This window comes from Comamonas sp. w2-DMI (assembly GCF_040187735.1).
Lineage (GTDB): Bacteria > Pseudomonadota > Gammaproteobacteria > Burkholderiales > Burkholderiaceae_C > Comamonas > Comamonas terrae.
Window position 1 is genome coordinate 77,320 of the sequence record NZ_JBANEL010000011.1, and the last position, 14,199, is coordinate 91,518.

8 protein-coding genes are annotated in these 14,199 nt (G+C 70.0%); all 8 read left to right on the forward strand.

Translation table 11 applies throughout. The features are described from left to right. Positions 1 to 12: 12 nt before the first annotated feature. The 8 genes from purL to V8Z74_RS13380 all read left to right on the forward strand — a co-directional run bounded on the left by purL (position 13) and on the right by V8Z74_RS13380 (position 14,179). Positions 13 to 4,023: a phosphoribosylformylglycinamidine synthase gene (purL, locus tag V8Z74_RS13345; protein WP_349709597.1), complete on the forward strand. Its 4,011-nt coding sequence runs from the start codon at positions 13 to 15 to the stop codon at positions 4,021 to 4,023. Between the two features lie 23 nt (positions 4,024 to 4,046). Continuing rightward, positions 4,047 to 5,069, forward strand: a complete 1,023-nt coding sequence (locus V8Z74_RS13350) for a MerR family transcriptional regulator (protein WP_349709598.1) — start codon at positions 4,047 to 4,049, stop codon at positions 5,067 to 5,069. A 55-nt stretch (positions 5,070 to 5,124) separates the two neighbouring features. Further along, positions 5,125 to 6,012: a class I SAM-dependent methyltransferase gene (locus V8Z74_RS13355; RefSeq protein ID WP_349709599.1), complete on the forward strand. Its 888-nt coding sequence runs from the start codon at positions 5,125 to 5,127 to the stop codon at positions 6,010 to 6,012. Positions 6,013 to 6,213: 201 nt separating this feature from the next. Then, positions 6,214 to 7,620: an SWIM zinc finger family protein gene (locus V8Z74_RS13360; RefSeq protein ID WP_502879538.1), complete on the forward strand. Its 1,407-nt coding sequence runs from the start codon at positions 6,214 to 6,216 to the stop codon at positions 7,618 to 7,620. Positions 7,621 to 7,875: 255 nt separating this feature from the next. Next, a complete protein-coding gene (locus V8Z74_RS13365; RefSeq protein ID WP_349709600.1) occupies positions 7,876 to 9,306 on the forward strand; it encodes a DUF5691 domain-containing protein in 1,431 nt (476 codons plus the stop codon). 40 nt (positions 9,307 to 9,346) lie between these two features. Then, positions 9,347 to 10,429: an ATP-binding protein gene (locus V8Z74_RS13370; protein ID WP_349709601.1), complete on the forward strand. Its 1,083-nt coding sequence runs from the start codon at positions 9,347 to 9,349 to the stop codon at positions 10,427 to 10,429. Positions 10,430 to 10,433: 4 nt separating this feature from the next. Beyond that, positions 10,434 to 12,980 (forward strand): DUF5682 family protein, encoded by a 2,547-nt coding sequence (locus V8Z74_RS13375; protein ID WP_349709602.1) that lies wholly within the window; start codon positions 10,434 to 10,436, stop codon positions 12,978 to 12,980. After that, on the forward strand, positions 12,977 to 14,179 hold the full coding sequence (locus V8Z74_RS13380) for a VWA domain-containing protein (RefSeq protein WP_066483587.1): 1,203 nt from the start codon (positions 12,977 to 12,979) through the stop codon (positions 14,177 to 14,179). Before V8Z74_RS13375 ends, V8Z74_RS13380 begins: the two co-directional genes overlap by 4 nt. The last annotated feature ends 20 nt before the right edge of the window (positions 14,180 to 14,199 follow it).

Genomic DNA, 14,199 nt, shown 5'->3' on the forward strand with positions numbered 1-14,199 from the left:
ACAGGCCGCCACGTGACATTGCATCTGACACAGTTTGAGGGTGGAAACGCCCTGAGCTCGTTCCGCGCCCAACAGCTTCTGACCGATCTGGTCGCCATCCACCCCAAGATCACCGGCGTGTCCGCGCGCTTCGTGCATCTCGTGGCCACCGAAGGCGCAGCCGCGCCCGCACTCCAAGAGCGCCTGTCGGCGCTCTTGACTTATGGGGACCCCTACGAAGGCAGCAGCGAAGGCGTGGCCTTTGTTGTCACGCCGCGCCTGGGCACGATCTCGCCCTGGGCTTCCAAGGCCACCGACATCGCGCGCAACTGCGGCCTCCAGGTCTTCCGCGTCGAGCGTATCACCGAATACCGCATCAGCCTGAGGAGCGGCCTGCTGGGCGGCGCGCCCGAGCTGAGCGCCGGGCAGACCGCCCAGATCGCCGCGCTGCTGCACGACCGCATGACCGAATCGGTCTTCGCCACGCGCGACGAGGCGCAAAAGCTGTTTTCCACGCTGCAGGCCCAGCCCATGGAGTTCGTCGATGTTCTCGGCGGCGGCCGCGCCGCGCTCGAAGCCGCCAACAGGCAGTGGGGCCTGGCCCTGGCCGACGACGAGATCGAGTACCTGGTCAACGCTTTCAATGGCCTCAAGCGCAACCCCACGGACGTGGAGCTGATGATGTTCGCCCAGGCGAACTCCGAGCACTGCCGCCACAAGATCTTCAATGCCAGCTTCACCATCGACGGCGTGGCGCAGGAGAAGTCGCTGTTCGGCATGATCCGCAACACCGAGCAGCTCTCGCCCCAGCACACCATCGTGGCCTATGCCGACAATGCCTCGATCATGGAAGGCCATGCGGTCGAGCGGTTTGTGGCCAAATTCGATGCCAAGGAAGGTGCGGCAAGCGCACCCAGCTATCAAAAATCAGGCGCCACCAACCATGTGCTGATGAAGGTGGAGACGCACAACCACCCGACAGCCATCTCGCCCTTCCCCGGTGCCTCCACCGGCGCGGGCGGCGAGATCCGCGACGAAGGTGCAACCGGCCGCGGCTCCAAGCCCAAGGCGGGCCTGACGGGCTTCACCGTCTCCAAGCTCTGGGGCAGCGAGGTCGGCAAGCCCGAGCACATCGCCAGCCCGCTGCAGATCATGATCGAAGGCCCGCTGGGCGGCGCCGCGTTCAACAACGAATTCGGCCGCCCCAACCTGACCGGCTATTTCCGCGAGTACGAGCAGCAGGTGGGCGACGTCATGCGCGGCTACCACAAGCCCATCATGATCGCGGGCGGCCTGGGCGTGATCGATGCCGAACTGACCAAGAAGATCGAATTCCCGGCTGGCACGCTGCTGATCCAGCTGGGCGGCCCCGGCATGCGCATCGGCATGGGCGGCGGCGCGGCCAGCTCCATGGCCAGCGGCACCAACGCGGCCGAACTGGACTTCGACTCGGTGCAGCGCGGCAACCCCGAGATCGAGCGCCGCGCGCAGGAAGTCATCAACCACTGCTGGCAGCAGGGCGCGGACAACCCCATCCTGGCCATCCACGACGTGGGCGCAGGCGGCCTGTCCAATGCCTTTCCCGAGCTGACCAATGACGCGGGCCGCGGCGCGCGCTTCGACCTGCGCGCCATCCAGCTCGAGGAATCGGGCCTGGCGCCCAAGGAAATCTGGTCCAACGAATCGCAGGAGCGCTATGTTTTGGCGATCGCGCCCGAGTCCCTGGCGCAGTTCACGGCCTTCTGCGAGCGCGAGCGCTGCCCGTTCGCCGTGATCGGCACGGCCACCGGCGAGCGCCAACTGGTGCTGGAAGACACGGCAGTCGCCGCCGGCGACCAGAAATTCCCCGTGGACATGCCCATGGACGTGCTGCTGGGCAAGCCGCCCAAGATGCACAGGGATGTGGCTACCGTCACGCGCGAGCTGCCCGCCATCGACCTGACCGGCGTGCCGCTGGAAAAGGCCGTGATCGATGTGCTGGCCCACCCGACGGTGGCTTCCAAGCGCTTCCTCATCACCATCGGCGACCGTGCCGTGGGCGGCCTCACGCACCGCGACCAGATGGTGGGTCCCTGGCAGGTGCCGGTGGCCGACGTAGCCGTGACCCTGGCCGACTACCAGGGTTTCAAGGGCGAGGCCATGGCCATGGGCGAGCGCACGCCGCTGGCGGCCATCAATGCCCCGGCCTCGGGCCGCATGGCGGTGGCCGAGGCCATCACCAACCTGCTGGCCGCGCCCATCGAGCTGTCCCGGGTCAAGATGTCGGCCAACTGGATGGCCGCCTGCGGCGAGCCTGGCGAGGATGCGGCTCTGTACGAGACCGTGAAGGCCGTGGGCATGGAGCTGTGCCCCGCGCTGAACATCTCCATCCCCGTGGGCAAGGATTCGCTCTCCATGCGCACGCAGTGGAGCGAGAACGGCGCGGTGAAGAAGGTCACCTCGCCCGTGAGCCTGATCATCACCGGCTTCGCCAGCATCGACGACGTGCGCGGCACGCTGACGCCGCAGCTCGATGCCCAGGAAGAAGACAGCACGCTGGTGCTGGTGGACCTGGGCCGCGGCAAGATGCGCATGGGCGGCTCCATCCTGGGCCAGGTGCTGGGCCAGAGTGGCAACGAGACGCCCGACCTGGACGACGCCCAGGACCTGGTCGCACTGGTCGACGCCGTGAACGCGTTGCGCGCCAAGGGCCAGATCCTGGCCTACCACGACAGGGGCGACGGCGGCCTGCTGGCCACGGTGGCCGAAATGGCCTTTGCCGGCCATGTGGGCGTGGCGCTGAACGTGGACATGCTGGTCACCGAGGGCGACGGCATCAGCGACAGCCGCATGGACAGCGGCGAGGGCAAGAACTGGAGCGCCCAGGTCTCGGGCCGCCGCGAGGAAATGACGCTGCGCGCGCTGTTCAACGAGGAGCTGGGCGCGGTGCTGCAGATCCGCACGGCCGACCGTGCCGAGGTGCTGCAGACCCTGCGCGAGCATGGCCTGATCCAGTGCAGCCACATCATTGGAAAGACCCGGCCGGCAGCCTCCGCCATCGATGCGGGCAAGGGCGAGCTGCAGGTCTGGCGCGATGCCAAGCCGGTGTTCGGCGCCAAGCTCTCCGACCTGCACCAGGTCTGGGATGCCGTGAGCTGGAAGATCGCCCAGCAGCGCGACAACCCGGCCTGCGCCGACAGCGAGCACGCCGCCGCCGGCGATCCCGGAGATCCCGGCATGCATGTGCACCTGACGTTCGATCCGCAGGACAACGTGGCGGCGCCGTTCCTGAACCTGGCCGCCAAGCCCCGCGTGGCCGTGCTGCGCGAGCAGGGCGTGAACTCGCATGTCGAGATGGCCTACGCTTTTGCCGAAGCGGGCTTTGACGCCGTGGACGTGCACATGACCGACCTGCAGACCGGCCGCGCGCGGCTTTCGGACTTTGCGGGCGTGGTGGCCTGCGGCGGCTTCAGCTACGGCGACACGCTGGGCGCCGGCATCGGCTGGGCGCGCTCCATCACCTTCAACGAGCGCCTGTCCGAGCAGTTCCAGCAGTTCTTCGGCCGCAGCGACACCTTCGGCCTGGGCGTGTGCAACGGCTGCCAGATGTTCGCCGAGCTGGCCGACATCATCCCGGGCGCGCAGGACTGGCCGCGCTTCACGCAGAACCAGAGCAACCGCTTCGAGGCACGCCTGTCCATGGTCGAGGTGCTGGAGTCGCCCTCCATCTTCCTGCAGGGCATGGCCGGCAGCCGCCTGCCGATCGCCGTGGCGCACGGCGAGGGCTATGCCAACTTCCGCTTCCGCGGCAATGCCCAGCAGGTGATCCCGGCCATGCGCTATGTGGACAACCACGGCCAGCCCACCGAGCAGTATCCGTTCAACCCGAACGGCTCGGCCGGCGGCCTGACCGCGGTGACCACGGCCGACGGCCGCTTCACGGCCATGATGCCCCACCCCGAGCGCGTGTTCCGCAACGTGCAGATGAGCTGGACTTCGGGCGACCCATCCGAATTCAGCCCCTGGATGCGCGTCTGGCGCAATGCGCGCAAGTGGCTGGGGTAAACGGCGTCCGGCGTTGAGGCAGCGTGCTGAAGGTCGGTGAGCTGGCCCGGCAGACAGGGCTGACGGTGCGCACCTTGCACCACTATGACCAGATCGGCCTGGTTGTGCCGTCCGCCCGCTCCGAAGCCGGCTACCGCCTCTATGCACCCGCCGACGTGCGGCGCCTGCAGAGCGTGCAGGCGCTGCGTGACCTGGGCTTTGGCCTTGCGCGCATTGCCCAGATGCTGGCCGGGCCGGCGCCGGATCGTGTTGCCCGCGCGCAGATCGAAGCCCAGCTGCGCGAGGTTGACGCAGCCATCGCGCGCAGCCGGCAGGTGCGCGAGCAGCTGTCGCTGCTGCTGCAGACCGTGGCGCTGGACGAGGCCGGCGACGCAGACGAACCGCCCTGGCGGCAGCTGCTGCAATTGCTGCCGGCCTTCAGCGCCCATTTCTCCGCGCGCGAGCTGCGCTCCGTGCTGCGGCGCTGGCAGCAGCTGCGCGCGCAATGGCTGCCGCTGATCGAACAGGTCGAGGCCCTGCGCCTGGCGCTGGTGCCGGCCGATGCGCCGCAGCTGCAGCGCCTGGCCCAGCAGTGGATGGACCAGTCCATGCGGCTCATGCACGGCAACCTGGCCCTGGCGCTGCGCTGGGCGCGCATGCACGAGCAGGCTCCCGAAACGGCACGCCACCAGGGCATTGCCCCGGCCACGCTGCAGTACATAGGACAGGCCATTGCGCTGCGCATGGCCGCCCTGCAGCGCCATGTGGATGCCGACCAACTGATGCGCCTGGATGCAGGGCTTGCCTCGCGTTGGCAGCAATGGGCCGCCCAGGCGCAGCGCCTGCTGGAGCAGGGTACCGGCGTGCACACGCCCGAGGCGCGGCGCCTGCTGGCGCAGTGGGATGCGCTGCTGGCGCGCATGGCCCGGCAGGATGCGGCGCTGCAGGTCGCCATTGCCCGCGCCTATGCCAGCGAACCCCTGCTGCAGCACGGCCACCCGGTCACTCCCGCGATGCGTGCACTGGTGCAGCGCATCCGCGAAGCCAGTGAGCCATCGGAGGCTTGACCCTCACGTCGCGTCAGGCCCGACAGTGCGGACTTCTGTTTCAAAGGAGTTCCGCATGCAACACACTTCCCCGACCTCTCCCGCCATGCCGCGGCCCGGTACCAGCCCGTCGGCGCTGCGCATGGCCATGCTGCGCGCCGTGCACGGCCTGCTCGACGAGCCCGTCGTGCTCCGCGATCCCCATGCGCTGGACATCCTGGAGCCGGGAATGGCCCAGGCACTGCGCGAGGATCCGTTCGTTCTCAACGACCCCATGAGCCGCACCATGCGCGCGGGCATCGTGGCACGCAGCCGCTATGCCGAGGATGCGCTGCAGGACGCCGTGGCCCAGGGGGTGCGCCAGTATGTCGTCCTCGGTGCCGGCTGGGATACGCTGGCGCTGCGCAACCCCTGGCCCGGGCAGCTGGCGGTGTACGAGGTGGACCAGCCTGCCGTACAGCAGGAAAAGCGCGCGCGCGTGCAGGCCCTGCCGGCTGCGCTGGCCGCACGGGCGCCGCACTGGGTGGCGGCGGACCTGTCTCGCCAGCGGCTGGCCGATGCGCTGGCACCGGCCGGCTTCGACCCGCGCCGGCCCGCCTGCATTGCATGGCTTGGCGTCACGCCGTATCTCGCGCCGGCGGCCGTGCAGGCCGTGCTGCGCGACGCCGCGCAGATGGCGCCGGGCAGCGTGCTGGTGCTGGACTACCGCGTCAGCAACCATCTGCTGGAACCGCTGGAGCGCATCATGGCCGAGCATTCGGCCAAGGCATTCGCCGCCATGGGCGAGCCCTGGCTCAGTGATTACGAGCCCAAGATCCTGCATGCGCAGCTGCGGGCGCTGGGCTGGTCCGTGCAGGAGGACCTGGGCGCCGCGCAGATCAATGCCCGCTATTTCCACCGCCGCCGTGACGGCCTGCAGACGGCGGGCGGCGGCTTTCGCTTCCTGAAGGCCGTGCGCGGATAGGCCGGCTGGCGTGCGGGCCGCCGCGCGACGGCGGCCCGATGGCGATTTTTTACGATTGTCTGTACCGGCGCGCGGCGGCGGGAGCAGCCGTGCGCTATTATTTTTATATCTTTCACTGAATGCCATGGCCGTGCGGATTGCAGTTGCGGCCCGGACCGTATCGATGGATAGCGTCGTCAACAGGGGATGTCTTTGTCGCGTGTGTTAGCAACTGAAGAGCAGGTCCTGGCCTTGTCGCCGGATGCCGCATCCAGCAAGGCGGCCAAAGGCCTGCAGTCCATCGGCAAGTGGCCCAGCACGGGCAGCAACGAAGCCGCGGTCTGGGGCGAATGCCAGGGCAGCGGCAGCAAGCCCTACCAGACCCAGGTGGACCTGAGCGGGCCTGCCTTCAAGTGCTCGTGCCCCAGCCGCAAGTTCCCCTGCAAGCATGGCCTGGCGCTGATGCTGCTGCGCGCGGCCGGGCAGGTGGCCGAAGGGGGCGAGCCGCCCGAGTGGGTGAACAGCTGGCTGGGCGGCCGCCAGGACAAGGCGGAAAAAAAGGAGGCCCGGGCTGCCGCTGCCGCAGCGGCGCCGGCCGACCCCGAAGCCGTGGCCAGGCAGCAGGCCCGACGCGAAGACCGGCGCTGGGAGAAGGTGGCCGCAGGCATGCAGGAGCTGTCGCTGTGGATGCAGGACATGGTGCGCAGCGGCCTGGCCAATCTGGCTGCCGACAGCCAGGCCCGCACCCGCTGGAACAACATGGCCGCCCGCATGGTGGATGCGCAGGCCGCCGGTATGTCGGCACGCATCAGGGATGCCTGGGAACTGGTCGACAGCCACCCGGGCTGGCCGCGCGATCTGCTGGCGCACCTGGGCCACTGGCAGTTGCTGGTCGATGCCGTGCAGCGCCGCGAAGCGCTGTCCGCACCCGTCAAGGCCGACGTGATGGCGGCGCTGGGCTGGTCTCCGGACAATGCCGAGGTGCAGGCCCTGGCCGAGCCTTTGGCCGACGAATGGCATGTGGCGGGCCTGCGCATGGTGGAGCGCGAAGGCCGGCTGACGGAGCGGCGGGTATGGCTGCAGGGCCGGCAAAGCGGCCGTGCGGCGCTGGTGATCGACTATTCCCAGGGCGGGCGCGGCTTTGAGACGGCCTGGCTGCCGGGCCGTGTCTATCGTTGTGCGCTGCACTTCTATCCCGGCCGGGCGCCGCTGCGCGCGCTGCTGGCCGGCAGCAATGCCGGCGCCCTGGTGGAGCAGGGCGCCAGGGCACTGACGGCGGCAGTGGCGGCCAGGCCCCTGGATGATCTTGCCCGGCGCGTGGCGGCCAATCCGCTGCAGGCGGCCCAGCCGTTGTGGTGCGACGGTGCCGGCCTGCAGCATGCCGAGGGACAGTGGTGGGCTGTCTGGCCCGGCGTGGACGGTGGCGCGCCGGGCCAGGTGCCTGCCCTGATCGCCGACGACGAGGCCTGGCACCTGCTGGCGCTGACCGGCGGCGCGCCCATGCTGCTGTTTGGCGAATGGGAGCCGGGGCGCGGCCATGTCGGATGCTGGCGGCTTCTCGGCGCCTGGCAGGCCGATGCGGCAGGCGCCATGCAATCCATCTGGCATCACCGGAGCGAGACCGTATGAGCAATGCACAAATCTGGGCTGCATTGCAGCAGTCGGCCATGGTGGGCGCGGAGCGCCTGCCCGTGCCGTCCCGCTTGGCACAGGCGGCGGACCGCACGCTGCCGGCCAGCCAGCAGGCGCTGCAGGCGGTACTGGCTGCCTCTGCCGGTGCCGATGCCGATGCCGATGCCGGACAGGCTGCCGCACGGCAGTTGCTGCGTGCCAGCGGCGTGGCTGCCGTGCTGGAGCGCGCCGGCTGGAGTCCGGGCCCGGGCCTTGCCCTGCAGCCCCTGGCGCCGGCTGCGGCCGAAACGCCGACCGGCGCTGCACGGCGCACGCCTGCTGCAACTCATGGGCGAAGTGCTGCGGGAAGGCCCGCAGGAACTGCTGGCCCCCATGTTCGTGGCGCTGGACGAGGGCGGGCGGCGCCTGCCCCATGGCCTGCTGGTGCAGGCGCTGGAGCTGGGACGCCAGTCCGCTGCGCTGCGCCATTGGCTCACGCCGGTGCTGGGCGAGCGCGGGCGCTGGCTGGCGGCGCTCAATCCGCAATGGAGCTATGCCAGCGGCGTGCAGGAAACGGCCGATCCCGAACAGATCTGGCAGGAGGGCTCCATCGACCAGCGCGTTGCGCTGCTGCACGGCGAGCGCACGGCCGACCCGGCCAAGGCCCGGGCGCGGCTGGAAGCCAGCCTGAAGGAATTGAGCGCCAAGGAGCGCGCGCCCATGGTCATGGTGCTGGAGACCGGCCTTTCCCTGGACGACGAGCCGCTGCTGGAAAAGCTGCTGGGCGACCGCAGCAAGGAGGTGCGCGAAAACGCGGCCCGCCTGCTGTCGCGCCTGCCGCAAAGCGCGCACAGCCAGCGCATCACCGGCTGGCTGCAGGCCATGCTGAGCCGCGACGCCAGGGGCGAATGGCAGATCGAGCCGCCCGAGGAGGGCTGCAAGGACTGGGAGCGCGACGGCATCGCGCTGCAGCCGCCGCCGTACATCAAGGGCGTCAGGGCCTGGTGGCTGCAGCAGATGGTGGAGCTGGCTCCGCTCGACTTCTGGACCGGCACGCTGGCCATGGCGCCCGAGCAGCTGTGGGAGTGGAGCCGCCGCAGCGACTGGAAGACGGCGCTGCGCCAGGGCTGGCTGGCCGCCTTGCGCGACCAGCATGACGTGCGCTGGATTGCGCTGCTGCAGACCCTGGAGCGCGATGCGCGGGCCGAGTCGCTGCTGCCTGCGCTGCTCGACCGGCTCGGCCAGGAGCAGCGCGAGGCGCACTGGCTGGCGCAGCTGCAGCAAGCCAGGGGCACGCTGATCGACCGCATCAACGCCATCGAAAGCGGCATGCCGCCCGTTGGCGAATTTTCCCAGGCCCTGTCCGAGCGGCTCATGGAGGAGCTCGACAAGGCGCTGGGCGGCAAGCAGGCCACCGGCAGCTGGCACAGCTGGCAGGCCGACCAGGCCCTGCTGGCCTGCGCGCGCCGGCTGCATGCCGGGGTATTGCCGCGATTTGCCCTGCTATGGCGTAAGCCGGCTGCCAGCGCTGCCGCCGACGCCGAACCCGATGCAGCAACTGCCAGCGGCATTGCGCTCACGCCCGAGCAGCAGGCCCGGCTGGAGCGCGCGCGCCTGCGTCCCTGGGATGACGAGCGCGTGCTGGCGCAGCTCAACCGCTGCGTCGACCTGCGCATGGCCCTGCATGCCGCGCTGGGCGCCTGATCCCTTTTTCCGTTTTCCGAATTCCACCCTCAAGCACACCATGAGCCAAGTACTACGCCAGCACGCCGAACAGCAATTCGCCGAGGAACTCGATGCCCTGCAGAAGGTGGACGACCGTCCGCGTCCGCCCAACTGGAAGCTGTCTCCCTGGGCCGTGCTGCAGTACCTGATGGGCGGCAAGCTCAGCAACGGCTTTGACGTCAGCGCCAAATACATCGGCAATCCGCGCCTGATGGAAATCGCGGTCTCCACGCTGGCCACCGACCGCGCGCTGCTGCTGTACGGCGTGCCCGGCACGGCCAAGTCCTGGGTGTCCGAGCATCTGTCGGCCGCCGTCAGCGGCGACTCCACCATGCTCATCCAGGGCACGGCCGGCACCAGCGAGGAACAGCTGCGCTACGGCTGGAACTACGCCCAGCTGCTGGCCCATGGCCCTTCCGACAAGGCGCTGATCCCCAGCCCCCTGGTCAACGCCATGCGGCTGGGCAAGATCGCGCGCATCGAGGAGCTCACGCGCATCCCCGCCGACGTGCAGGACACGCTGATCACCGTGCTGTCCGAAAAGACGCTGCCCGTGCCCGAGCTGGGCACGGAATTCCAGGCCGTGCCGGGCTTCTCGGTCATCGCCACGGCCAACAACCGCGACAAGGGCGTGAACGAGCTGTCCAGCGCCTTGAAGCGCCGCTTCAATACCGTGGTCCTGCCCGTGCCGGCCTCGCAGGACGAGGAGGTGCAGATCGTCACCAAGCGCGTGACCGAGCAGGGGCGCGCGCTGCAGCTGCCGGCCGAGCCGCCCGCGCTGCAGGAAGTGCGCCGCGTGGTGCAGATCTTCCGCGAGCTGCGCAATGGCCAGACCGAGGACGGCAAGACGGTGCGCATCAAGTCGCCCAGCGCCACGCTGTCCACGGCCGAGGCCATCTCGGTCATCAACAGCGGCATGGCGCTGGCCGGGCACTTTGGCGACGGCGTGCTGCGCGCCGGCGATGTGGCCTCGGGCCTGCTGGGCGCCGTCATCAAGGACCCGGTGCAGGACGCCGTGGTCTGGAAGGAATACCTGGAAACCGTGGTCAAGGAGCGCAGCGACTGGAAGGATCTGTACCGCGCCTGCCGCGAACAGCTCTGACCCTATGAGCGACGCACTGCATTTCTTTGGCATACGCCACCATGGCCCGGGCTGCGCGCGCAGCCTGCTGGCGGCGCTGGAGCGCCTGCAGCCCGACTGCATCCTGGTCGAAGGCCCGCCCGAGGGCGAGGCCCTGCTGCCCCTGCTGCAAAGCCCCGAGCTGCGCCCGCCCGTGGCCATGCTGGTCTACCGGCAGGACGAGCCCAGCCATGCGGCCTTCTATCCGTTTGCCGAGTTCTCGCCTGAATGGCAGGCCCTGCACTGGGCCGGTCGCCACCAGGTGCCGGTACGTTTTTTCGACCTGCCGCAGACCCATGCAATGGCGATCGAGGCGCAGCGGCGCGAGCAGCCGAGGCCGGAGCAGGCGGAATCCGAAGCCGGCGGCCAGGACGATGCCGTGGAAGGCGGCGAAGCGGCCGCTGCCGGGCAGGCCTTGCCCGCTGCCGAGGACCGCGCCGATATGGCGCTCGATGGCGAGGCGAACATTGCCGCCCGCCATCTGCCCGGCGATCCGCTGGACTGGCTGGCCCATGCGGCGGGCTTCGAGGATGGCGAAAGCTGGTGGAACCGCCTGGTGGAAGAACGGGGCGACAGCGAGCAACTGTTCGAGAGCATTGCCGAGGCCATGGCCGCCGTGCGCTGCGAGATCGCCAAAGAGAGCGGCGCGCATGGCGAGCACTGGCGCGGCGCGCACTACGGGCGGCGCGAAGCCTTGCGCGAGGCCTGGATGCGCCAGTGCATGCGCGAAGCGGTCAGGGCCGGCCACCAGCGCATTGCCGTGGTCTGCGGTGCCTGGCATGTGCCGGCGCTCAAGGAGAACGTGACGGCCAAGGCCGACAGCGCCTTGCTCAAGGGCCTGCCCAAGGCCAAGGTGCAGGCCACCTGGGCGCCCTGGACCTACCGCAACCTGGCCAGCAGCAGTGGCTACGGCGCGGGCGTCACCTCGCCGGGCTGGTATGCGCACCTGTGGCAATGTTCGGCGCCCGGCAAGGCACTGGTGGCCGCGGCTCCCGCCAGCACCGTGCGCACGGCCGGCTGGCTCGCGCGTGTGGCACACCTGCTGCGCGAAAAGGACCTGGACTGCTCCAGCGCCCACATCATCGAGGCCACGCGCCTGGCCGAAAGCCTGGCGGCCTTGCGCGGCCAGCCCTCGCCGGGCCTGGAGGAGCTCAACGAAGCCATCAGCACCGTCATCTGCATGGGCGAGACCGCGCCGCTGCAGCTGATCGAGGACGGCCTGACGGTGGGCGACGTGCTCGGCACCGTGCCGGCCGATGTGCCCCAGGTGCCGCTGCAGCGCGACATCGAACAGCAGCAGAAGACGCTGCGCCTCAAGCCCGAGGCGGCGACCCGGTTGCTGGCGCTGGACCTGCGCAAGGACACCGACCTGGCGCGCAGCCGCTTTTTGCACCGCCTGCGCCTGCTGGGCATCGACTGGGGCACGCTGGCGCGCGATGCGCAGCGCAACCGCGGCACCTTCCGCGAAAGCTGGCAGCTGCAGTGGCAGCCCGAGCTGGCCGTGCGCATCATCGAGGCCAGTGTGCACGGCGCCACCGTGGCTCAGGCCGCCACGGCCAGGCTGCGCGCCAGCCTGACGCCCGGGACGCCGCTGCCCGCGCTGGCCCAGGCGATCGACGATGCGCTGCTGGCCGATCTGCCGCAGCTGGTCGAGGCCCTGGTCGCCACGCTGGCCGAGCGCGCCGCGACCACCGGCGACGTGGCCCAGCTGCTGCAGGCCCTGCCGCCGCTGGCCGGTGTGTACCGCTACGGCAGCGTGCGCCAGACCGATACGGCACTGCTGGCCGCGGTGATCGACTCCCTGGTGCTGCGTGCCGCCATCGGCCTGCCCGTGGCCTGCATGGCCATGGACCAAGAAGCCGCTGCCGCCATGCGGACCCAGGTGCTGGCCGCCCATGACGCGCTGCGCCTGCGCGGCGCCGGCGAACCCGATGCGCAAGCCGGGGAGTCGCGCAACGCCTGGCGCGCCGCGCTCAGAAGCCTGGCCATGGGCGACGCCGCGGCGGCCCTGCTGCGCGGCATGGCCTGCCGCCTGCTGCTGGACGAGCACCTGCTGGAGAGCGGCGAAGCCGTGGCCCAGTTCGGCCGCAATCTGTCGCTGGGCGTGGCGCCCATGGATGTGGCGGCCTGGCTCGATGGCTTTCTCAACCAGCAGGCCCTGGTGTTGCTGCACGACGAGGCCATCTGGGGCGCGGTCGACGCTTGGCTCACGCAGCTGGGCGAGGCCCAGTTCGCGCAGATCCTGCCGCTGGTGCGGCGCAGCTTCTCGGCCTTCAGCAACCACGAGCGCCAGAGCCTGGGCGAGAAGGCCAGGCGCACGCCCGTGGGTGGTGCCGCAGGGCCTGCTGCAGCGGCCGTGGCACAAGGTGCGGCAGGCGGTGCGGCACCGCAGGCTCCGCCATGGGACGAAGCGCGCGCCGTGCTGGCCCTGCCCGTGCTCGATGAGCTGTTGGGGCTGGAGCTGCCCGCAGCGCTCACAGAGCAAGCGCCGGCTGCTCCTGTTTCCGAAGAACTCAGCGAGGTGACGCCATGAACGATGCGGCAGCTGCCGATACCCATGCCATCGACGAGCAGGCGCTGCAGCCCACCACGCGGCTGCAGCGCTGGCGCATGGTGCTGGGCGGGCCCGCCGATGCCAGCTGCGGCGGTGTCTCGGGGCGCTTGCAGGAGATGGACCAGGCGCTGGCCGCGCTGTACGAGGAGGACAGCAAGCTGGCCTCGCGCCGCGGCGGGCGCGGCAATTCCTCGCCCTCGGTCGCGCGCTGGCTGGGCGACATCCGCAAGTATTTTCCGAGCCAGGTCGTGCAGGTCATGCAGCGCGACGCCATGGAGCGCCTGAACCTGCGCGAGCTGCTGCTGCAGCCCGAGATGCTGGAGAACGTGCAGCCCGACGTGCACCTGGTGGCCGACCTGATCTCGCTGGGCTCCGTGATCCCGCAGAACACCAAGGCCACGGCGCGGCTGGTGGTGCGCAAGGTGGTGGATGAGCTGATGAAAAAGCTCGAGGACCCCATGCGCAGCGCCGTGGCCGGGGCGTTGGACCGCAGTCAGCGCAACCGCCGCCCGCGCCATGCCGAGATCGACTGGAACCGCACCATCCGCGCCAACCTGCGCCACTGGCAGCCCGAGTACCGGACCATCGTGCCCGAGACGCTGATCGGCTACGGCCGCAAGGCGCGCCGCCCGCAGCGCGAGGTGATCCTGTGCATAGACCAGAGCGGCTCCATGGCCAACTCGGTCGTGTACTCCAGCATCTTCGGAGCGGTGATGGCCAGCCTGCCGGCCGTCTCCACCAGGCTCGTGGTGTTCGATACCGCCGTGGTGGACCTGACCGACAAGCTCGACGATCCCGTCGATGTGCTGTTCGGCGTGCAGCTGGGCGGCGGCACCGACATCAACGGCGCCGTGGGCTACTGCCAGGGGCTGATCGGCGAGCCGCGCAACAGCATCCTGGTGCTGATCTCCGACCTCTACGAGGGCGGCGTGGAGTCGGGCCTGCTGCGCCGCGCCCACGAGCTGGTCGAGGCCGGCGTGCAGTTCATCACGCTGCTGGCGCTCAGCGACGAGGGCGCGCCCGCCTACGACGCGGAACTGGCCGCCAAGCTCGCGGCGCTGGGCGTGCCATCGTTCGCCTGCACGCCCGATGCCTTTCCGCAGCTCATGGCCGCGGCGATCCGCCGCGACGACGTGGCCGCCTGGGCCGCGACGCAGGGCTTCAGGACCAGCAAGTAGCGGCGACCGGCGGCGCTGCG